The sequence below is a fragment of the Brevundimonas sp. UBA4553 genome, from assembly GCF_002387245.1.
Lineage (GTDB): Bacteria > Pseudomonadota > Alphaproteobacteria > Caulobacterales > Caulobacteraceae > Brevundimonas.
This window is the reverse complement of sequence record NZ_DGLD01000013.1, coordinates 67,080-86,629: the sequence shown is the minus strand read 5'-3', so window position 1 is coordinate 86,629 and position 19,550 is coordinate 67,080. Positions and strand designations below refer to the sequence as shown.

Here is a 19,550-nt window from a genome sequence, read left to right as displayed (position 1 = left end):
CGGCAGGTCCGCCACGAACGCGGGCGCGAGCTTGACGGCGGGAGGGGCGGAGACGTCGGTCACCCCCGATCCATAGCGCCCCCCGTCGCGAAACGGAACGGGAACGTTCATCCCCCTCGCCAGCCACTGAAAACACGATAGGCTTCCCGCAAACGGAGGACCGCCCATGCAGACCCGGCGCATCGCCACCGACGGCCTGACGCAACAGGTGCTCGAGGCCGGAGAAGGGCCGCTGGTCCTGCTGCTCCACGGCTTTCCCGAGTTGGGGATCAGCTGGCGGGCGCAGGTGCAGGCCCTGGCGGAGGCCGGTTTCCACGCTGTCGCACCCGACATGCGCGGCTATGGCGGGACGGACAAGCCAGCCGATCTGGAGGACCACACCATCCTGCATCTGGTCGGGGACATGGTCGACCTGGTCCGGGCGCTGGGCGAGGAGCAGGCCGTGGTCATCGGCCATGACTGGGGTTCGGCCGTCGCCTGGCACAGCGCCCTGCTACGGCCCGACGTCTTCCGCGCCGTGGCTGGTCTGTCGGTGCCCTTCCAGCCGCGCCGTCCCAAGGGGCCGCCGACCGCGGCGATGGCGGCGATCACCAGGCGGGCGGGTCTGGGCGACCTCTACATCAACCGCTTCCAGTCGCCGGAAGCCCACGTCGAACTGGACGCCGATCCGGCGACCGCGCTGAGGAAGATGTTCTGGGCCTACGACGGCGCCACCGCCGAGGCGGATCAGTCGACCGGCTTCATGCCCGACGGCGTGTCTCTTCTGGACAGCATTGCCGATCAGGCGACCCTGCCGCCGTGGATGAGCGAAGCGCACTTCAGTGAATACGTCGCCGCCTTCACCGCCTCAGGCTTCAAGGGACCGCTGGACTGGTATCGCTGCCTCGACCGCAACTGGGCCCTGACCGCCTTCCTGCAGGGCCAGAAGATCGTTCAGCCCGCCCTCTTCATGGTCGGCGACCGCGATCCCGTCCGCCACTACGCCGGTCCGCACGAGGCGGCGCAAAAGGACTGGCTGACGGACTTGCGCGGCCAGGTGGTCCTGCCCGGCGCCGGCCACTGGCTGCAGCAGGAACGGGCGGATGAGGTCAGCGTGGCGCTCGTGGAGTTTCTGCGGAGGCTCGATTGAATCAGGTCGGCTAGCCCAGGTCGGGAATGTCCTGCAGCGCCTTGAGCCAACCCACCATGATTTCATGTCGAATGGGTCCGTCCGACAGGGAGACGTCCCGCGGCGGCGACAGCGGTTCGACTTCGGACGGGGAATAGCCGAAGCGCGCCCGGAACTGGCGGCTGAAATGCGAGGGCGAGGCGAAGCCGTAGGCATAGGCGATGTCGGCGATGGTGGGCGCCGCTCCGCTTCTCCGCCGCAAGGCGCGACGGGCGTGGTGCAGGCGTCGGTCCTGAATATAGCGGTTGACTCCGCCATCCTCGTCAAAGGCGCGATAGAGGGAGGCCCGCGACACGCCCGCCGCCTTGGCCACGGCGTCGTTGGTGACCCCGGCCTCGCCCGCCGCCAGACGGCTTTCGATGAAGCCCTTGGCCTGACGCCGGACCGAGCGCTGCAGGGCGGCGACATCGGCAGGCGCCAGCGACACCTCGAACCCAGTCATTCGCGCGGCGACCAGCAAAAGCGCCTGGATCCCCGCCTCGACCTCATCATCCGTCAGGCTGGCGGACAGTTCATCCAGACTGGTCAGGTGCGCGGTCAGAAGCCGGGCGCCCGGCGCCTCCGGGGGAATAACCGCGCCATGGGCCTCCCGCGACAATAGGCAGGCCGGCGCGACGCTTCGCGACACGATCAGGGTCGTGACATCCACGCGGTCCAGCCGCGACGCCACCGGCCGTGACAGGTCGCGCAACTGCACCGCGCCCGGAGCCGCGCGGACCGAACGACCGTCCGCATCCCCCACCACGGCGGCCCGATTGACCAGAAGATTGAGCCCGTCCACGTCCGATCGACGCAGCGTCGCAGGACTTCGCGCCAGGGTCTGACGCACCGAACGACCATGCCCCACGGCGCCGACGTCGGTCAGGGTGGTCCGGCTGTGATTATAGAAGTTCAGACGATCATGGTCGCTGACGCCCGACACCTCATAGAGGTCGGCCATGCCGTAAACATAGCGCTCGAACGCGTCGGGCGTCGTCTGGGACGTCACCTCCCAGGAGATCGAACGCGAGGACATTGGACGCTGCTTACTCCGAAAACCTGCAGTTCTCGGCATCCTAGCGCATGGGGCCGAGCCTGCGGAGCCCCTTCGAGGATCGACGCCGGCCACGCTGGCCTGAGCGTCCCAGATTCAGAGACTTCCAGACATTCACAGCTGCCCGCCGCCGCCCTACTCAGTGGCGACGCTTTCCGCGTTCGGGGCAGCGAGCATGAGTATGATCAACCATTTCCGCATCGCCGCGCTGGCGATGGCGCTGACCCTGCCGCCGATGACGGCGATGGCGAGCAGCCTGATCGACATCCACGCCTCGCGGAAATCCGCTGAATCCAGCCCTGTCGCCGTCCGCAGGGATGTCTTTCCCGGCGCCATCCACTGGGCCCTGCTCGCCGCAGGGGTCGCCTTTGTCGGGGTGTCTATCTACATCCAGCGTCGCCGCGGCTTCGACTTCGACTAGACGGGATCGGTCGGCTTGGGCTCCACGGGCGCGGGCGCGCGGGCGGCCTGGGCAGGCTCGTCCGGCAGAGGGATGAACTCCAGGGCGTCCTCGGCCGGCAGGCTCATGCGGCCGGTCTTCCAGTCGGCCTTGGCCTGGTCCAGACGATCCTGGGTCGAGGCGACGAAATTCCACCAGATCAGGCGCTCGCCGACCGGCTCCCCGCCCAGGGCCATGACGCTGGACGGCTGCACGGCCGTGACGGTCGGCTCCGCGTTGGCCGACAGGATCACCATCTGGCCCTCGTGGAAGATGCGGCCATCGACCTCGATCGCGCCCTTGGCCACGAACAGCGAGCGTTCGCTGTAGCCGCCCTTGGACTTCGGCGGCGGCGGCGCGGCGCGCATGCCCTCGGCCATTTCCCAGTGTATGTAGAAGAGCGGGGATTCGACCGGGGTGCCCGCCTTCTCCCCGAAGGCCTCGCCCGCCACCAGGCGCGCGAACAGGCCGTTGTTCTCATAGGTGGGCTGGGCGTCCTCGCCCAGGTGGGTGAAGGAAGGAGCGATTTCTTCCTTCTCCAGCGGCAGGGCGACCCAGGCCTGCATGCCGTGCATCTTGCCGCCTTGCGCCTTCTTCAGCGGGTCGGTGCGTTCGGAGTGAACGATGCCGGACCCGGCCGTCATCCAGTTCACCTCTCCGGGACGGATGGGCTGGGTGTAGCCCAGATTGTCCCGGTGCATGATCTCGCCCTCGAACAGATAGGTCAGGGTCGACAGGCCGATGTGGGGGTGCGGCCGTACGTTTATGGCGTCAGCCCCCGGCGCGAACTCGGCCGGCCCCATCTGGTCCAGAAAGATGAAGGGGCCGACCATCCGATGCGAATGGAAGGGCAGGACGCGCCCGACCTCGAACCCGCCCAGGTCCTTCCTGCGCGCGTCGATCACCAGTTCGATCATGCCGGCCTCCCTCTGTCTTCCAGTCGTCTAGCTGACGTGGGGCGTGATGATGCCCAGCGGCAGGGTGGTCACGTTCTTCACGCCGCGGGTGACGATGTGCGAGGCGCAGTCGGAGACGATGCCCAAGGTCAGCAGCTTGTCGCGCAGGAACTGGTCAAAGGCGTGCATGTCCGAGGTGATGATGCGCAGGACATAGTCCTCGCGGCCCGTGATGGTGGCGCACTGCACCACTTCCGGCCAGTTGGCGACGGCGGCTTCGAAGATGTCGAGGTTCTCGCGCGAGGGCAGGCTCAGCTTGACGATGGCGTAGACTTCGAAGTCCAGACCCAGAAGACCGGCGTCCAGAAGCGTGACCCGCTTGCGTATCAGGCCGCTATCCTCCAGTCTCTTGATCCGGCGCCAGCACGGCGAGGCCGAGAGGCCGACGCGATCGGCGACCTCGGCGACCGACAGTCCCGCGTCCTGTTGCAGGATATCGAGGATGCGGGCGTCGATAGGATCAAGTTCGTCAGCCAAAGGCGTTTCTCCAAAAGGGGATTTCACGCAATAAAATACCCCAAATGACCATTTGGCAAGGGTATTTTTAGGAAGGCCAATAGAGACGCGCCATGCTATGCCCTCTTCATAGAGGAAACGCGGTCGGATTAACCGGACGGGACGCATGATGAAGAATACGCCCACGCTGTCGCTGCGCGTGCCGGAACCCTCGGGCCGGCCCGGCGACGCCCCTGATTTCAGTCACTTGCAGTTCGATCCCGCCGGCGCCGTAGCCCGGCCCGAGGTGTCGACCGCTCCCTATGAGATGCGCGATCACGCCTTCCGTCTGGTCCGCGTGCTGGACGATGAAGGCCAGGCCGTCGGCCCGTGGGATCCCAAGCTGGACCCCGAGACCATGCGTCGCGGCCTGAAGGCCATGATCCTGACGCGCGCCTTCGACGAGCGGATGCACCGCGCCCACCGTCAGGGCAAGACCAGCTTCTACATGAAGTGCACCGGCGAAGAGGCCATCGCGGTGGCCCAGGGCATGATCCTGAGCCGCGAGGACATGGGCTTCCCCACCTATCGCCAGCAGGGGCTTCTGATCGCACGCGGCTATCCGCTGGCGAGCATGATGAACCAGATCTATTCCAACGCCGAAGACCCGATCAAAGGCCGCCAGCTGCCGATCATGTATTCGGCCAAGGACTATGGCTTCTTCACCATCTCGGGCAATCTGGGCACCCAGGTTCCCCAGGCCGTGGGCTGGGCCATGGCCAGCGCCTACAAGGGCGACGACAAGATCGCCATCAGCTGGATCGGCGACGGCGCCACGGCGGAAGGCGACTTCCACAACGCCCTGACCTTCGCCGCCGTCTATCGCGCCCCGGTCATCCTGAACGTGGTCAACAACCAGTGGGCCATCTCGTCCTTCATGGGCATCGCGGGCGGTCTGGAAACCACCTTCGCGGCCAAGGCCATCGGCTACGGCCTGCCGGCCCTGCGCGTCGACGGCAACGACTTCCTGGCCGTATGGGCCGCGACCCAGTGGGCCGAGGAGCGTGCGCGCACCAACCAGGGCGCCACCGTGATCGAGCTGTTCACCTATCGCGGCGCCCCGCACTCGACGTCTGACGACCCCAGCCGCTATCGCCCCGGCGACGAGCATGAGAAGTGGCCGCTGGGCGATCCGATCGAGCGCCTGAAGCAGCACCTCATCGTCCTGGGCGAATGGTCCGACGAGCAGCAGGCGGAGGCCGAGAAGGACGCCGTCGAGCAGGTCCGCGCCGCCGGCAAGGAATCCGAAGCCATCGGCACGCTGGGCCAGTCGCGCCCCAGTGTGAAGACCATGTTCGAGGAGGTCTATGCGACCGAGGACTGGCGCCTGATCGAACAGCGCCGCGAGGTCGGAGTCTGACCATGACCGAGCAAACCTTCACCGACGCCGACCGCAACGACGGCCTCGAACCCGACATGGTCGATCAGAACAACGCCCCGAAGTCGGCGGCTCCGACCTCAGGCGTCCAGCCGATGAACATGATCCAGGCCCTGAACTCGGCCATCGACACCAAGATGGCCGAGGACCCGAACGTCCTGTCGTTCGGCGAGGACGCGGGCTATTTCGGCGGCGTCTTCCGCGTCACCGACCAGCTGCAACAGAAGCACGGCCTGACCCGCAGCTTCGACGCTCCGATTTCGGAATGCGGCATCGTCGCCGCCGCCATCGGCATGGGCGCCTATGGCCTGCGTCCGGTCGTCGAGATCCAGTTCGCCGACTACATCTATCCGGCCTATGATCAGATCGTCTCGGAAGCGGCCAAGATGCGCTACCGCTCGGGCGGTCAGTTCACCTCGCCGATCACCATCCGCAGCCCCTACGGCGGCGGCATCTTCGGCGGCCAGACGCACAGCCAGTCTCCGGAAAGCCTGTTCACCCACATCGCGGGTCTGAAGGTCGTCATCCCAAGCAACCCCTATGACGCCAAGGGCCTGCTGACCGCCGCCATCGAGGACGACGATCCGGTGGTCTTCTTCGAGCCCAAGCGTCTCTACAACGGCCCCTTCGACGGCTGGCACGAGAAGCCGGTTTCGCCGTGGAAGACCCAGGAGCTCGCTCAGGTCCCCACCGAGAAGTACGCCCTGCCCATCGGCAAGGCCCGCGTCATGCGCGAAGGCAACGACGTCACCATCCTGGCATACGGCACCATGGTCTGGGTCGCCCTGGCCGGCGCGGAACACGCCGGCGTGGACGCCGAGGTCATCGACTTGCGGACGCTCGTGCCGCTGGACATCGAGACCATTGAGGCCTCGGTCAAGAAGACCGGCCGCTGCGTCATCGTGCACGAGGCGCCGAAGACCTCGGGCTTCGGCGGCGAGCTGTCGGCCCTGGTTCAGGAACGCTGCTTCTATCATCTGGAAGCCCCCATCGCGCGCGTGACCGGCTGGGACACCCCCTACCCGCACGCCTTCGAGTGGGAATACTTCCCCGGCCCTCAACGCGTGGCCGACGCCCTGAAAGCCGTCATGTCGGGAGGCCGTTAAGATGGGTCGCTTCGTCTTCAAACTGCCCGACGTGGGCGAAGGCACCGCTGAGGCCGAACTGGTCGCCTGGCACGTCGCGGTCGGCGACATGGTCGAGGAAGACCAGATCGTCGCTGACGTCATGACCGACAAGGCCACGGTGGAGATCACCGCCCCGGTCAGCGGCAAGGTTCTGGCCATCCACGGCCAGGCCGGCGAGATGGTGCCGGTGCGCGGCCCCTTGGTCGAGTTCGAGGTCGAGGGCGCCGGCAACGCGTCCGACGCCGAACCGACCCCGGCTCCTGTCGCCAAGCCCGAGCCCGCCCCGGTCGCCGTCGAGGCGCCGAAGGTCGAGGCCGCCCCGGTCAGCGCCCCGGCGGCTGCCGCCGGCGCCAACTACGTCTTCAAGCTGCCCGACGTGGGCGAAGGCACCGCCGAGGCCGAGTTGGTCGGCTGGCACGTCAAGGTCGGCGACACGGTCGAGGAAGACCAGATCCTCGCCGACATCATGACCGACAAGGCCACCGTCGAGATCACCAGCCCGATCAACGGCGTGGTGGTCGCCCTGCACGGCGAGACGGGCCAACAGGTCCCCGTCGGCGGGCCCCTGGTCAGCTTCAAGGTCGAGGGCAAGGGCAATGTCGCCGCCGCTCCGGCTGCGGCCACGGCTCCCGTCGCCGCCAAGGCCGAGAAGGCCGCGCCTGCTCCGGTCGCCAAGGCCGCTCCGGCCGCGCCCAAGGCTGACGCCAAACCCGTGCCGGCCCTGACCGGCCGCCAGCCAGGCGAGCGTCCGCTGGCCTCGCCCGCCGTACGCAACCGCGCCCGCGATCTGGGCGTCGACCTGGTCTTCGTGCCGGGCAGCGGCCCCGCCGGTCGCATCGAGCACGCCGACCTGGACGCCTTCGTCGCGCGCGGCGGTTCGCTGCCCGCCGCGACCGGCGGCACGGCCTCCTCGACCTACGTCCGCGCCGAGGGCGCCACCGAGACCAAGATCATCGGCCTGCGCCGCAAGATCGCGGAGAAGATGGCCGAGAGCGTACGTCGCATCCCGCACATCACCTATGTCGAGGAAATCGACATGACGGCGGTGGAAGAGCTGCGCGCCCACCTGAACGCGACCAGGGCCAAGGACCAGCCCAAGCTGAACGTCCTGCCCTTCATCGCCCGCGCCATCGTCGTGGCCCTGCGCGATCAGCCACAGATCAACGCCACCTATGACGACGAGGCCGGCGTCCTGACCCAGCACGCCCCGGTCCATCTGGGCATCGCCGCCCAGACGCCGAACGGCCTGATGGTGCCGGTCGTCCGCCACGCCGAGGCGCTGGACCCCTACGCCACCGCCCTGGAAATCGCCCGCGTCTCGGGCGCGGCCAAGGACGGCTCGGCCAAGCGCGAGGATCTGTCCGGCTCGACCATCACCATCACTTCGCTGGGGACGCTGGGCGGCGTGGTGCACACCCCCATCATCAACCACCCCGAGGTCGCCATCGTCGGTCCGAACAAGATCGCCGAACGCGTGGTGGTCAAGGACGGCCAGATGGTCGTGCGCAAGATGATGAACCTCAGCTCCAGCTTCGATCACCGCATCGTCGACGGCCATGACGCGGCGGTCTTCGTCCAGCGGATCAAGGGCCTGCTGGAGAACCCGGCTACACTCTGGATGAACTGATCAAACTCAACCCCTTCCGCTCATCCCCGCGGAGGCGGGGACCCAGGCTTTAGCTTCGGACCCCGCCCTTGGCCTTCTTCACCTACATCATGGCCAGCCGACGGAATGAGACGCTCGATACGGGCTCGACGGACGACCTCGGTCTGCGCGTCTCGCAACACTGGGAAGGGGCGGGATCGAAGTTCACAGCCGAGCACGGCGTAGAACGGCTGGTCTGGTTCGAGGCCCATGAAACCCGCGAGGCGGCGTTTCGACGGGAGCGGCAGATCAAGAAGTGGAACCGTCAGTGGAAACTGCGGCTGATTGAAGAAATGAACCCCGGCTGGCGCGATCTCGTCGAGACTTTGAGCGCCTAGCCAAAAACCTGGGTCCCCGCCTCCGCGGGGATGAGCGGAAGGAGGAAGCAGCAGATGAAGACTGGCGCTCTGATCATCGCCGCCATGCTCGCGACACTCAGTGCCGCGCCCGCTCTCGCCTGCACTCCAGCGCCAGGGGATCAGGTAGCGGCGCGGACGCGGGACCTTCGCGCGGTCACTAGCGTATATGAAGCGCTGGTCGAGAACGTCGTGCTGCACGATCAGTACGGGGACAATCTCGACTTCACCATCAAACCTGCCACGGCGATCTGGGGCCCTAAGCCTCATGAGCCTTTCCGACTGTCGTTTGAGGCAGGGGCTTGCACCAACTGGTTCTTCCTCATGGACGATCAGTCCGATAGTCCGCCTCGCAACGGATCAAAGGTCATCGTTATGGCGAACCCCGACGGTCTGGCAGACAATCGTTGGCTCTACATTTTGAGGGCTGACGCAGACTACATCGACAGCTTCATGAGCGATTGGCGAGCGGCGAGAGCCGGTCAACCTCTATCGAGACCCTAAATGACCCAGACCCTGAAAACCAAAGTCCTGATCATCGGCGCCGGCACCGGCGGCTATGTGGCGGGCATCCGTTGCGGCCAGCTGGGCCTGGACACCGTGCTGGTGGACGGCGGCGACGGCCTGGGGGGGACCTGCCTGAACGTCGGCTGCATTCCGTCCAAGGCCATCATCCACGCCGCGGGCAAGTATGAGACGGTGCTGAAAGCCGCCGGCGACGGCACGCTCGGCATCACGGCGTCGGCCCCGGCCATCGACCTGTCCAAGACGGTCGCATGGAAGGACGGCATCGTCAGGAAGCTGAACGCCGGCGTCGCCGCCCTGCTGAAGAAGGCCAAGGTCAAGGTCATCAAGGGCTGGGCCGAGTTCACCGACGCCAAGACCTGCCGCGTCGAGACCGCCGACGGCCCCATCCTCATCACCGCCGAACACGTCATCCTGGCCACGGGCTCGGAGCCGGTCGAACTGCCCTTCCTGCCGTTCGGCGGCGACGTCATCTCCTCGACCGAAGCGCTGAGCCTGCCCGACGTGCCGAAGAAGCTGGTCGTCGTCGGCGGCGGCTATATCGGCCTGGAACTGGGCATCGCCTTCCGCAAACTGGGCGCCGAAGTCGCCATCGTCGAGATGGCCGACCGCCTGCTGCCCCTCTACGACAAGGCCCTGACCGACCCGGTGCAGAAGTGGCTCGAGAAGCACGGCGTCGAGCTGTTCCTCGGCGCTCGCGCAGGCGGCTTCGGCGACGGAAAGCTGAACGTCACCGACAAGGACGGCAATCCGATGCAGCTGGACGCCGACAAGGTGCTGGTCACCGTCGGCCGTCGTCCGCGCACCCAGGGCTGGGGTCTGGAGACCATGGGCGTCGCCATGGACGGCCCGTTCGTGAAGATCGACAACCGCTGCGCCACCAGCATGAAGAACGTCTGGGCCGTCGGCGACCTGACCGGCGAACCCATGCTGGCGCACAAGGGCTCGGCCCAGGGCGAGGTGGTCGCCGAGATCATCGCGGGCCATGACCGCGTCTTCGATCCCGTCACCATCGCCGCCGTCTGCTTCACCGAGCCGGAAATCGTCTCGGCGGGCCTCGGTCCGCAGGACGTCGAGGGCCGCGACGACGTGATCCAGTCCGTCTTCCCCTTCGCCGCCATCGGCCGCGCCCTGGCCATCGAGGCCGGCGAGGACGGCGGCTTCGTCCGCGTCATCGCCTCCAAGGCCGACCACCGCATTCTCGGCATCCAGGCCGTCGGCCAGCACGTCTCCGAGATGTCCAACAGCTTCGCCCAGATGCTGGAAATGGGCGCGGTGCTGGAAGACGTAGCGGGGACCATCCACGTCCACCCGACGCTCGGCGAAGCCTTCCACGAGGCCAGCCTGCGCGCGCTGGGCCACGCCATTCATATCTAAGCTTACGACTGCCTTCCTTCTCCCCTTGCGGGAGAAGGTGGCCGAGCGGAGCGAGGTCGGATGAGGGGCCTCTCAACCGCCAGCGAAACCCCTCATCCGTCAGCCTTCGGCTGCCACCTTCTCCCGCAAGGGGAGAAGGAACCGGCCTCGCTTGCCCGAAGCGGCCGACCGCGCGACCCTCCCGCAACCTGGGAGGCTTCGATGAGCGCCGAGACCCACTACCTGGCCGTCTTCACCAGCGACAAGACCGGCCCCAAATGGCGAGCCTGGCGCGCCATGAGCGAGGCCCAGCAGGCCGAGACGGCCCGCATAGGCGTGGCCGCCGTCGCCGCCTGGGAAGAGGCCCACCGCGACTCCATCGTCTATCAGGGCGGCCCGCTGGGCCCGACCAGGCGCATCGGCGACGACAGCGCCGTAACCGACATGGTCAACCTGCTGACCGTCTTCATGGTGGTCCGCGCCGACAGCCACGAGGCGGCGACCCGCCTGTTCAAGGACCACCCGCACATGAGCATCTTCGTCTGCGACGGGGTGGAGGTGATGCCGGTTCTGGGGTGAGGCTCAGTCCGCGTCTGGCTGCGGCCTCCAGTCGGGGTCAGGGAACCAGTCGGCGGCGAGGTCGCGCCAGTCCGGGTTATCCTGCTCGATCAGGGCCAGCTTCCAGTCGCGCAGCCACTTCTTGATGCGCCGCTCGCGCCGGATCGCCTCAAGCATCAGGGCGTGTTGCTCGAACCAGACCAGACGGGTGCAGTCGTTCTCGTCGGTGAAGCCGGGAAAAGCGCGCGCCCTGTGCTTCCACACGCGGCTTTCGAGGTTGGAGGTCGAGCCGGTGTAGAGCGTCCCGTTCCGCCCGCTCGCCATGATGTAGGTCGCGATGAAGGTGCGGTGGGTCGCCATGCGGCGACGCTAACCCGCCCTTCTCCCTTCCGTCATCCTCCGGCGAAGCGAAGCGGAGACCGGAGGACCCAGCGGCGCCGCAGGCGATCTTTACGGCTAGCCCGACGCCTCCGACAGTGTCGCGCTCCCGCGCGCCGCTGGGTCCCCCGGTCTGCGCCACTGACGCGGCTTGCCGGAGGATGACGAAAGGAGAGAGCTGAAGCTCAGAGCGATAGATTTATATCGAGGGGCTTCATGTCAAACGGGTTGGGTGCAAGACGCCTCAGTACGGCTGCGATTGCTGATGTCTTCCACACCCGTCCCAAGTCAGATTCTTCATTCACCCGGCCGCTGTAAATGCCCATAAGCTTCTCGACAGGCCCCGAGAAGACGGCACTACCGCCATTGGCCATAGCGACGGCACCTCCTGAGCGATACGCGACAACAGGTGATCCTGATTGGCCACGGCGACTCCTGCAATCGACCAGAAACATCGGGAGAGCATCATGATCGACGTCAAGTTCTGACGCTACAAAACCGGTTGCCCAAACAGCTAAGCTACCTGCAACCCGGATACCGAAGGGAAAGCCAATCACGCTGACTGGATCGCTGATGCCGACCAATATCGGTGTGCTGGCCGTTTCGAGGTTGTACTCAACCAGTTCTACGCCGGCGAGATTTTGCATGGGAATGCCAACCAGATCGGCTTTAGCTCCAAGGGTTGGGTGTTCCAGCCATCGCGGCGTCTCGTCGTCAAAGAGAAGTTCTTCCACCGGAAACCACTGACCCAATGCACCGGCTCGGTTGTGGTAGATCACAATCCGGTCCGGGACCCCTCCGGTTGAGGATAGACAGGCACCGGTATCTTGGTGGCGACCAGTCACGTTGTGGCGGTTCGTAAAGAGCAACGAGCCGTGCGGCCCTCTGGCGACGAAAGCTGTCCCGGCTGCAAGCACTTGGTTTCGGAACTTCATCTCGATGAAAAGAGACGCGACCGAGGGGCGGGCGATTGCCATCAATGCACCCGCGCCTTCCCGATCTCCAGCCCGTCCGCGCCCGCTGAGACCGCGACCACAGACCCGTCCTCGATCTCGCCGGCCAGCAGCTTCTTGGCCATGGGGTCGACCAGTTCCTTCTGGATGACGCGCTTGAGGGGGCGGGCGCCGTAGACGGGGTCGTAGCCCTTGTCGGCGAGCCATGTCAGGGCGCTGTCGTCGAGGGCGAGAGTCAGGCGGCGGTCGGCCATCAGCTTTTCCAGACGCGCCAGCTGGATGCGGACGATGCCGCCCATCTGTTCGCGGCCAAGGCGGTGGAACAGGATGATCTCGTCGATGCGGTTCAGGAACTCGGGCCGGAAGTGGGCGCGGACCTGTTCCATGACCAGGGGACGAACGGCCTCGACGTCCTCGCCCTCGGGCTGGTCGGCCAGATACTGGCTGCCCAGGTTGGAGGTCATGATGATCAGGGTGTTCTTGAAGTCGATGGTGCGGCCCTGGCCGTCGGTCAGGCGACCGTCGTCCAGCACCTGAAGCAGGACGTTGAAGACGTCGGGGTGGGCCTTCTCGACCTCGTCGAACAGGATGACCTGATAGGGGCGACGACGCACGGCCTCGGTCAGGGCGCCGCCCTCGTCATAGCCGACATAGCCGGGAGGGGCGCCGATCAGGCGGCTGACGCTGTGCTTCTCCATGTATTCGGACATGTCGATGCGGGTGATGGCGTTGTCGTCGTCGAACAGATAGCCCGCGAGGGCCTTGGTCAGCTCGGTCTTGCCCACGCCCGTCGGTCCGAGGAAGAGGAAGCTGCCCAGCGGCTTGTTGGGGTCGTTCAGACCGGCGCGGGCGCGGCGCACGGCGTCGGACACGGCTTCCAGCGCCTCGTCCTGACCGACGACGCGGCGGCCCAGTTCGTCTTCCATCTTGAGCAGCTTTTCGCGCTCGCCCTCCAGCATCTTGTCGACGGGCACGCCGGTCCAGCGGCTGACGACGGCGGCGATCTGCTCGGCGTCGACGACCTCGGGGGTCAGGGGGCCTTCCGCCGGTTTTTCGGCGGCTTCGGCCTCGGCCAGCTGGCGTTCCAGTTGCGGGATCTGGCCGTAGGCGATCTCTGAGGCGCGGCCCAGATCACCGGCGCGCTGGGCGGCGGCCAGTTCGGCGCGCAGGCGATCAAGCGTTTCGCGCAGCTGGGCGCCCTGACCGACCTTGTCCTTCTCCGACTTCCAGCGGGCGGTCATGTCGTCCGACTGGCCCTCAAGGTCGGCGATCTCGTCTTCCAGCTTCTCGAGACGCTGCTGGGAGGCGCTGTCGCTTTCCTTCTTCAGGGCCTCGCGCTCGATCTTGAGCTGGACCAGACGGCGGTCGATTTCGTCCAGGGCCTCGGGCTTGGAGTCCACCGCCATGCGCACGCGCGACGCGGCCTCGTCGATCAGGTCGATGGCCTTGTCGGGCAGGAAGCGGTCGGTGATGTAGCGGTTCGACAGGGTGGCGGCGGCGACGATGGCGCTGTCCGAGATGCGCACCCCGTGGTGGACCTCGTACTTCTCTTTCAGTCCACGGAGGATCGACACTGTGTCCTCGACGGTGGGCTCGGAGACGAAGACCGGCTGGAAGCGACGGGCCAGGGCCGCGTCCTTCTCGACGTGCTTGCGGTATTCATCCAGGGTGGTGGCGCCGACGCAGTGCAGCTCGCCGCGCGCCAGGGCGGGCTTCAAGAGGTTGGAGGCGTCCATGGCCCCGTCGCCCTTGCCGGCGCCGACCAGGGTGTGCATCTCGTCGATGAAGATGACGATGCCGCCCTCGGCTGCGGCCACCTCGTTCAGCACGGCCTTCAGGCGTTCCTCGAACTCCCCGCGGTATTTGGCCCCGGCGATCAGCGCGCCCATGTCCAGCGACAGGACCTTCTTGTCCTTCAGGCTTTCGGGCACGTCGCCGTTGACGATACGCAGGGCCAGGCCCTCGACGATGGCGGTCTTGCCGACCCCGGGTTCGCCGATCAGGACCGGGTTATTTTTGGTGCGCCGGGCCAGGACCTGGATGGTGCGGCGGATCTCTTCGTCGCGGCCGATGACCGGGTCGACCTTGCCGTCGCGCGCGGCCTCGGTCAGGTCGCGGGCGTAGCGTTTCAGGGCGTCGTAGCTGTCTTCAGCCGAGGCGTTGTCGGCGGTCTTGCCCTTGCGCATCTCGGTCACGGCTTCATCAAGCTTCTTGGGCGTGACCCCGGCGGACTTCAGCGCCTCGGCGGCGGCCCCGCCCTCCTTGGCGATGGCGGCCAGCAGGCGCTCGGTCGTGACGAACGCGTCCCCGGCCGATTTGGATGCTTGCTCGGCGGCGCTGAAGACCCGGGCGGTGTCGCCGTCCAGATAGAGCTGGCCCGAGCCGCCCTCGACCTGGGGCCGCTTCTTCAGCAGGCCTTCGGTCACCAGTTCCACGGCGGACGGATCGCCGCCCGCCTGATCGATCAGCTTGCGAGCCAGACCGTCGCGTTCCTCCAGCAGCACCTTCAGCAGGTGCTCGGGCGCGAACTGCTGGTGGCGGCGAGCCAGGGCCAGCGACTGGGCGGATTGGACGGCCTGTTTGGCGCGGTCGGAATAGAGGTCGAGATTCATTTCGGTGCAGTCCCCTCGGGAGGCGGAATTTCACCCGCCGCGCCCTTACTGGAAGCGGCGCCGGGGTGATGCCAGACGAGGTGGGTGTGACCTATCCGCCACGCAAGGGTCTGCCCCCGAGCTCATGCCAAAACGCCCGCCGCCTGCGAGGCGACGGGCGTCCGGCGGATCGCTCCGGCGTCAGCCGCCGGTTGGGCCAGTGGAGAAGTCGAACTGCGGCTCCGGCTTGCGCGGACCGCCGCCGAAGGACCAGGTCAGACCCAGGTAGAAGGCGCGCAGGTTGAGGTCCTGCTCGACCTTCTCGCGGAACAGGGGGGCGTCATAGGTCGTGGCGCCGCCAAAGGAGTTGAGGATGTCCCGGGCCGTGAACTGCAGCGACAGCGTATCGTTCAGCTTGCGCCGATAGCCGAGGTTGAGCATTCCGCCGCTCTCACGCGTGCCTTGCGCCAGCAGCTGGTCGCCCTGCCAGAAGCCCGAGACCTGCACGAAGTCCTTGGGCGTCGCCTGCCAGTTCAGGCTGACGCGTCCGGTCAGCATGTCGCCCTCGCGGTCGCGCCCGCCCGGGATGCCCGACGCGTCGATCTCCTGCCGGAACAGGTTGACGCTGGCGTTGTAGCGCAGGGTCGGATGCAGACGCCCGCTGGCCGTCAGTTCGACACCGAGATCGCGCCGCGCGCCCAGGTTCTCGGGCCGGGTCAGCAGAACGCCGCCGCCGATATCCGTGGCCACCTCGGTAAAGGCCTTAGTGGTGTCGCGGTAGTAGGCCGTGGCCTGATAGAAGCTCTGCCCACGACGCATCTGCCACATGGCTTCGAAGCTGTCCGTCTCCTGCGGCTCCAGATTGGGGTTGCCCGAGCGAAGATTCAGGGGGTCGCTGTAGGAGATGAAGGGATTGAGCTGGGTCGGCTGCGGTCGCTGGATGCGGCGCGAATAGCTGGCCCGCAGGGTCTGGGTGTCCGTCAGCTTGTATTGAAGGTGGCCGGTCGGATAGGCGCGGAAATAGTCCTGCGAGGCGCGGACGGCGTTGGTGACGTCCTCGATATCGACCTCGGCCTGTTCCAGGCGCAGGCCGAACTGGGCCGACAGCTTCTCGCCGAACGGGCGCTCGTAGGTGGCGTAGAGGGCGTGGACCGTCTGGTCGGCCTCGAACTGGTTGCTCAGGCCCGGGACAGGGGCGAGGGTCGCTTCTGACGGCCCGCGTCGCAGCACGACATCCTGATCGGGGCGGTTGATGCTCAATTCGTAGCCCGCGCGCACCTTGGAGCCGTCGTCCATCGGGCGGGTGTAAGCGCTGGTGAAGCCGATCGTTTCCTGTGCGTTCTGGAAGGTCTGGTCCTCATAGACCGCCGGGCTGACCGGAACGGCGAAGACGTTGACGTTCAGCGAGGCGTTCTCGTTGTCGTTGCGATCGTAGCGCAGCTCGTTCGACCATTCGTGCCCCGAGGTGTCGAACTGATGCAGGACGCGGGCGGTGGCGCCCCAACCGTCCATGGTGAACCCGCCGACCCCGTCGCGGGTGTAGGCGCTGGTCAGGACGCCCGAGGCGTCGCGCGTCTCGAACAGACCTCCAGCGTCGGCGTCGGCCTCGAAACGGTTGGCGCGGAGCTCGCCGGTCAGCATCGTCTTTTCGGTCAGGCGGTATTCGGCGGCGAGACGACCGAAGGCGCCCTTCTGGATCATGTCGTTCTCCTGGACCGTGGTGGTCGTGGAGGTGACGGCGCCGGTGACCGGGTTGAGCTGTTCCCGCAGCCGGTCAAAGGCGAAGTTCTGTTCGTCGTAGCGATAGCTGAGGTCGCCGGTCAGGGTCAGCTTGCCGCGCTGACGCGAACCGCTGGCTCCGACATTCCAGCGCCCGTTGTCGCCGACGTTGAGCCGCAGCGAGCCGGTGGTCACGGTCGCATCCGGCGACGCTGCGGCCGCGCCGCGCGCAGCGGCGGGGATCGGCTTGGTGATCAGGTTGATCACGCCGCCGGACCCTTCGGGGCTATAGGCGGCGGACGGGTTGGTCATGACCTCGATCCGCGCATAGCGATCGGCGGGCAATTGCAGGATGGCGTCGGCCCGGTTGGGCCCGGACAGGATGGCCGACGGGCGGCCGTCGACGAGAATGGTGACGTTGCCGTCGCCCCGCAGAGAGACATTGCCCTGGGGATCGACATCGACCGATGGGACATTGCGCAGGGCTTCGGCCAGGCTGCCGGTCGTCGCCTGGAGGTCGTCCGCCAGGCTGTAGCTGATGGAGTCGATGGAGGTCCGCACGTCGTTGGCGCGGGCGGTGACGACGACGTCGCCCACGGTCGCCGGCTGGTCCTTGTCCTCCTGCGGGGACGGGGGCGCCTGCGTTTGGGTTTGAGGCGGGCTCTGCGTCTGTGTCTGGTTCGGGGTCTGGGCGCCGGTCGCGGGCGGCGGCGTCTGGGCCATGACGGCGCCGGCGGGCAGGGCCAGAACGACGCCGAGCAAAGGCGCAAGCTTGAGTTTCGACATGGTCGCGTCCCTGCGGACGTCCCCTCGACGTCCCCTCAGCGCTGCGACTATCAGTCGGCCGTCGCCAACCACAGTTACATCTTTTTCATCCCGGCGGCGGGTCTGTGTCCGAGGCCGGGAACCTTAAGCGTCGCTGTGCGCTTGGGACCCATGCTGACGACCAAGATGAACCCCCGTGTTTTCTGGGGGGCCAGCGCCATCGCAGGCGCCCTGCTGTTGCTCGCCCTGATCGCTCCAGCCACTTCCGACCTGATTTTCGGCGCCGCCCAGGCCTGGGTCATCGAGACCTTCGGCTGGTTCTATGTGGCGGCTGTGGCTGGCTTCCTGCTGTTCGTCGCCGTGTTGGCGCTGGGGCCGACCGGGCGGCTGAAGCTGGGGCCGGACGACGCCGAACCCGACTTCCCCTATGTCTCGTGGCTGGCCATGCTGTTCGCGGCGGGCATGGGCATCGGCCTGATGTATTTCGCCGTGGCCGAGCCGGTGCAGCACTATATCGCCCCGCCCGAGGCGGAGCCTGGCACCATAGACGCCGCCCGCGAGGCCATGGTCATCACCTATACCCACTGGGGCGTCCACGCCTGGGCCATCTACGCCGTGGTGGGGCTGAGCCTGGCCTATTTCGCCCACCGCAAAGGCCTGCCCCTGACCATGCGGTCCAGCCTCTATCCCCTGCTGGGCAAGCGGGTGAACGGTTGGGTCGGCGATGTGGTCGACATCTTCGCCATCTGCGGCACCCTGTTCGGCATCGCCACCTCGCTGGGCTACGGAGTGGCGCAGATGACGTCGGGCCTGAACTATGTGTTCGGCCTGCCCAGCAGCGTGACCATTCAGATCGGACTCATCGTGGTCGTCATGGGCGCCGCCGCGATTTCCGTGCTGACCGGAGTGGACAAGGGCGTGCGGCGGCTCTCCGAACTGAACCTCGTGCTCGCGGTCTGCCTGATGCTGTTCGTCCTGGCCGTGGGGCCGACCCTGTTCCTGCTGCGGGCCTATGTGCAGAATTTCGGCCTCTACCTCGACCACTTCTTCGAGCGCACCTTCACCCTCTACGCCTATGAGCCGCGGGCATGGATGGCGGACTGGACCCTGCTCTACTGGGCCTGGTGGATTTCCTGGTCGCCGTTCGTGGGCATGTTCATCGCCCGTATCTCGCGCGGGCGGACCGTTCGGGAATTCCTGATCGGCGTGCTGCTGGTCCCGTCGGCCTTCACCTTCTTGTGGATGACCGTCTTCGGCAACACGGCCATGAGCCTGGACCTCGGCGTCGCCGGCGGCGCCATCTCGGATGCGGTGCAGGCCGACCTGTCGACCGCTCTGTTTCACTTCTTCGAGTTTTTGCCGGGCACAGTAATCACCTCGACCTTGGCCGTGGCCCTGGTGGCGGTCTTCTTCGTCACCTCGGCGGATTCAGGCTCTCTGGTGATCGACACCCTGGCTTCCGGCGGGGCCGAGGACACCCCGCGCTGGCAGCGGGTCTACTGGTGCGTGCTGCTGGGCCTGACGGCCGCCCTGCTGCTGGTCGCCGGGGGACTAGGAGCCTTGCAGGCGGCGACCCTGGTGGCGGCCCTGCCGTTCGCCGTCATCATGATCCTACTGGCCTTTGGCTTGGCGCGACAGATGAACGCCGACCTCAAGGGCGAGACGGTCGAGACCGAAGCCCCGCCGATCGGCGAGCGCCTGAAGCGCATCTTCTCGCCCGCCAACCGCAAGGACATCGCCCGCCAGATCGAACGTCAGGGCGCGCCCGCCCTGGTCGAGGTGCGCGACGCCCTGGTGGAAGGCGGACTTGAGAACAGCCGGGTCGAAATGGACGAGAACGGCGTCTGGCTGGTGGTCGAACACGCCAACGGTCGCGACTTCCTCTATCGGATCGGCGCCCGCTCACGCCCCTTGCCCGCCCTGACCGCCCTCGAGGCGCCCGAGGCGAGGCGCGCGCTGGAATGGCGCATGATGGCCCAGACCGGCGACGGCACGCGCGCTCGCGACCTGACCGGCTTCACCCGGGCGCAGATCGTGGCCGACGTTCTGGACCACCTGCAAAGGTGGCGGCTGGCGGCCTGAGCTCTTGGCCCGGCGGAGCGGCGGCG

The 19,550-nt window shown here is 66.8% G+C and carries 17 protein-coding genes; 10 read left to right on the top strand and 7 right to left on the bottom strand.

Annotated features, from left to right (window positions below):
* The first annotated feature begins 166 nt into the window (after positions 1–166).
* Positions 167–1,129 carry an alpha/beta fold hydrolase gene (locus tag B4A39_RS08035; protein WP_292035200.1) on the top strand — a complete coding sequence of 321 codons (963 nt, stop codon included), beginning with the start codon at positions 167–169 and terminating at the stop codon, positions 1,127–1,129.
* A gap of 10 nt (positions 1,130–1,139) precedes the next feature.
* On the opposite strand, the gene B4A39_RS08030 is transcribed toward B4A39_RS08035, so the two are convergent.
* Positions 1,140–2,183 (bottom strand): helix-turn-helix domain-containing protein, encoded by a 1,044-nt coding sequence (locus B4A39_RS08030; RefSeq protein WP_292035198.1) that lies wholly within the window; start codon positions 2,181–2,183, stop codon positions 1,140–1,142.
* Between the two features lie 193 nt (positions 2,184–2,376).
* Here B4A39_RS08030 and B4A39_RS08025 point away from each other — a divergent pair, with 193 nt between their 5' ends.
* On the top strand, positions 2,377–2,622 hold the full coding sequence (locus B4A39_RS08025; protein ID WP_292035195.1) for a hypothetical protein: 246 nt from the start codon (positions 2,377–2,379) through the stop codon (positions 2,620–2,622).
* Here the strand turns inward: B4A39_RS08025 and B4A39_RS08020 are convergent.
* Both B4A39_RS08020 and B4A39_RS08015 read right to left on the bottom strand, forming a co-directional pair.
* Positions 2,619–3,557, bottom strand: coding sequence for a pirin family protein (locus B4A39_RS08020; protein WP_292035191.1), 939 nt, complete (start codon positions 3,555–3,557; stop codon positions 2,619–2,621). The genes B4A39_RS08025 and B4A39_RS08020 overlap by 4 nt on opposite strands.
* Before the next feature lie 27 nt (positions 3,558–3,584).
* Positions 3,585–4,073, bottom strand: a complete 489-nt coding sequence (locus B4A39_RS08015; protein WP_184266628.1) for an Lrp/AsnC family transcriptional regulator — start codon at positions 4,071–4,073, stop codon at positions 3,585–3,587.
* A 145-nt stretch (positions 4,074–4,218) separates the two neighbouring features.
* On the opposite strand from B4A39_RS08015, the gene B4A39_RS08010 reads away from it, so the two are divergent.
* The 7 genes from B4A39_RS08010 (at position 4,219) to B4A39_RS07980 (ending at position 11,057) form a co-directional block, all read left to right on the top strand.
* Positions 4,219–5,451: a 3-methyl-2-oxobutanoate dehydrogenase (2-methylpropanoyl-transferring) subunit alpha gene (locus B4A39_RS08010; protein ID WP_292035182.1), complete on the top strand. Its 1,233-nt coding sequence runs from the start codon at positions 4,219–4,221 to the stop codon at positions 5,449–5,451.
* 56 nt (positions 5,452–5,507) lie between these two features.
* Positions 5,508–6,575, top strand: a complete 1,068-nt coding sequence (locus B4A39_RS08005; RefSeq protein WP_349679244.1) for an alpha-ketoacid dehydrogenase subunit beta — start codon at positions 5,508–5,510, stop codon at positions 6,573–6,575.
* A gap of 1 nt (position 6,576) precedes the next feature.
* Positions 6,577–8,223 carry a 2-oxo acid dehydrogenase subunit E2 gene (locus B4A39_RS08000; RefSeq protein WP_292035177.1) on the top strand — a complete coding sequence of 549 codons (1,647 nt, stop codon included), beginning with the start codon at positions 6,577–6,579 and terminating at the stop codon, positions 8,221–8,223.
* Between the two features lie 68 nt (positions 8,224–8,291).
* On the top strand, positions 8,292–8,579 hold the full coding sequence (locus B4A39_RS07995) for a GIY-YIG nuclease family protein (RefSeq protein WP_292035174.1): 288 nt from the start codon (positions 8,292–8,294) through the stop codon (positions 8,577–8,579).
* A gap of 54 nt (positions 8,580–8,633) precedes the next feature.
* Positions 8,634–9,101: a hypothetical protein gene (locus B4A39_RS07990; RefSeq protein WP_292035171.1), complete on the top strand. Its 468-nt coding sequence runs from the start codon at positions 8,634–8,636 to the stop codon at positions 9,099–9,101.
* A complete protein-coding gene (gene lpdA, locus B4A39_RS07985) occupies positions 9,102–10,499 on the top strand; it encodes a dihydrolipoyl dehydrogenase (protein ID WP_292035169.1) in 1,398 nt (465 codons plus the stop codon).
* 201 nt (positions 10,500–10,700) lie between these two features.
* Positions 10,701–11,057 (top strand): hypothetical protein, encoded by a 357-nt coding sequence (locus tag B4A39_RS07980; RefSeq protein WP_292035166.1) that lies wholly within the window; start codon positions 10,701–10,703, stop codon positions 11,055–11,057.
* A gap of 3 nt (positions 11,058–11,060) precedes the next feature.
* Here the strand turns inward: B4A39_RS07980 and B4A39_RS07975 are convergent, their stop codons facing one another.
* From B4A39_RS07975 to B4A39_RS07960, 4 genes are all read right to left on the bottom strand, one after another.
* The gene (locus B4A39_RS07975) at positions 11,061–11,396 is read right to left on the bottom strand and encodes a GIY-YIG nuclease family protein (protein WP_292035165.1); all 336 of its coding nucleotides are present in this window, start codon (positions 11,394–11,396) and stop codon (positions 11,061–11,063) included.
* 203 nt (positions 11,397–11,599) lie between these two features.
* Positions 11,600–12,394, bottom strand: a complete 795-nt coding sequence (locus tag B4A39_RS07970) for a trypsin-like peptidase domain-containing protein (protein ID WP_292035163.1) — start codon at positions 12,392–12,394, stop codon at positions 11,600–11,602.
* The gene (clpB, locus tag B4A39_RS07965; protein WP_292035160.1) at positions 12,391–14,979 is read right to left on the bottom strand and encodes an ATP-dependent chaperone ClpB; all 2,589 of its coding nucleotides are present in this window, start codon (positions 14,977–14,979) and stop codon (positions 12,391–12,393) included. The genes B4A39_RS07970 and clpB overlap by 4 nt, the downstream gene beginning before the upstream one ends.
* A 180-nt stretch (positions 14,980–15,159) precedes the next feature.
* The gene (locus B4A39_RS07960) at positions 15,160–17,463 is read right to left on the bottom strand and encodes a TonB-dependent receptor domain-containing protein (RefSeq protein ID WP_292035157.1); all 2,304 of its coding nucleotides are present in this window, start codon (positions 17,461–17,463) and stop codon (positions 15,160–15,162) included.
* A gap of 150 nt (positions 17,464–17,613) precedes the next feature.
* Here B4A39_RS07960 and B4A39_RS07955 point away from each other — a divergent pair, with 150 nt between their 5' ends.
* On the top strand, positions 17,614–19,524 hold the full coding sequence (locus B4A39_RS07955; RefSeq protein WP_292035155.1) for a BCCT family transporter: 1,911 nt from the start codon (positions 17,614–17,616) through the stop codon (positions 19,522–19,524).
* The last annotated feature ends 26 nt before the right edge of the window (positions 19,525–19,550 follow it).

Bases quoted from the DNA above. Each gene is read 5' to 3' on its own strand.
- B4A39_RS08035 (WP_292035200.1), top strand. From the start codon at position 167: ATGCAGACCCGGCGCATCGCCACCGACGGCCTGACGCAACAGGTGCTC.
- B4A39_RS08030 (WP_292035198.1), bottom strand. From the start codon at position 2,183: ATGTCCTCGCGTTCGATCTCCTGGGAGGTGACGTCCCAGACGACGCCC.
- B4A39_RS08025 (WP_292035195.1), top strand. From the start codon at position 2,377: ATGAGTATGATCAACCATTTCCGCATCGCCGCGCTGGCGATGGCGCTG.
- B4A39_RS08020 (WP_292035191.1), bottom strand. From the start codon at position 3,557: ATGATCGAACTGGTGATCGACGCGCGCAGGAAGGACCTGGGCGGGTTC.
- B4A39_RS08010 (WP_292035182.1), top strand. From the start codon at position 4,219: ATGATGAAGAATACGCCCACGCTGTCGCTGCGCGTGCCGGAACCCTCG.
- B4A39_RS08005 (WP_349679244.1), top strand. From the start codon at position 5,508: ATGGTCGATCAGAACAACGCCCCGAAGTCGGCGGCTCCGACCTCAGGC.
- B4A39_RS08000 (WP_292035177.1), top strand. From the start codon at position 6,577: ATGGGTCGCTTCGTCTTCAAACTGCCCGACGTGGGCGAAGGCACCGCT.
- B4A39_RS07990 (WP_292035171.1), top strand. From the start codon at position 8,634: ATGAAGACTGGCGCTCTGATCATCGCCGCCATGCTCGCGACACTCAGT.
- lpdA (WP_292035169.1), top strand. From the start codon at position 9,102: ATGACCCAGACCCTGAAAACCAAAGTCCTGATCATCGGCGCCGGCACC.
- B4A39_RS07980 (WP_292035166.1), top strand. From the start codon at position 10,701: ATGAGCGCCGAGACCCACTACCTGGCCGTCTTCACCAGCGACAAGACC.
- B4A39_RS07975 (WP_292035165.1), bottom strand. From the start codon at position 11,396: ATGGCGACCCACCGCACCTTCATCGCGACCTACATCATGGCGAGCGGG.
- clpB (WP_292035160.1), bottom strand. From the start codon at position 14,979: ATGAATCTCGACCTCTATTCCGACCGCGCCAAACAGGCCGTCCAATCC.
- B4A39_RS07960 (WP_292035157.1), bottom strand. From the start codon at position 17,463: ATGTCGAAACTCAAGCTTGCGCCTTTGCTCGGCGTCGTTCTGGCCCTG.
- B4A39_RS07955 (WP_292035155.1), top strand. From the start codon at position 17,614: ATGCTGACGACCAAGATGAACCCCCGTGTTTTCTGGGGGGCCAGCGCC.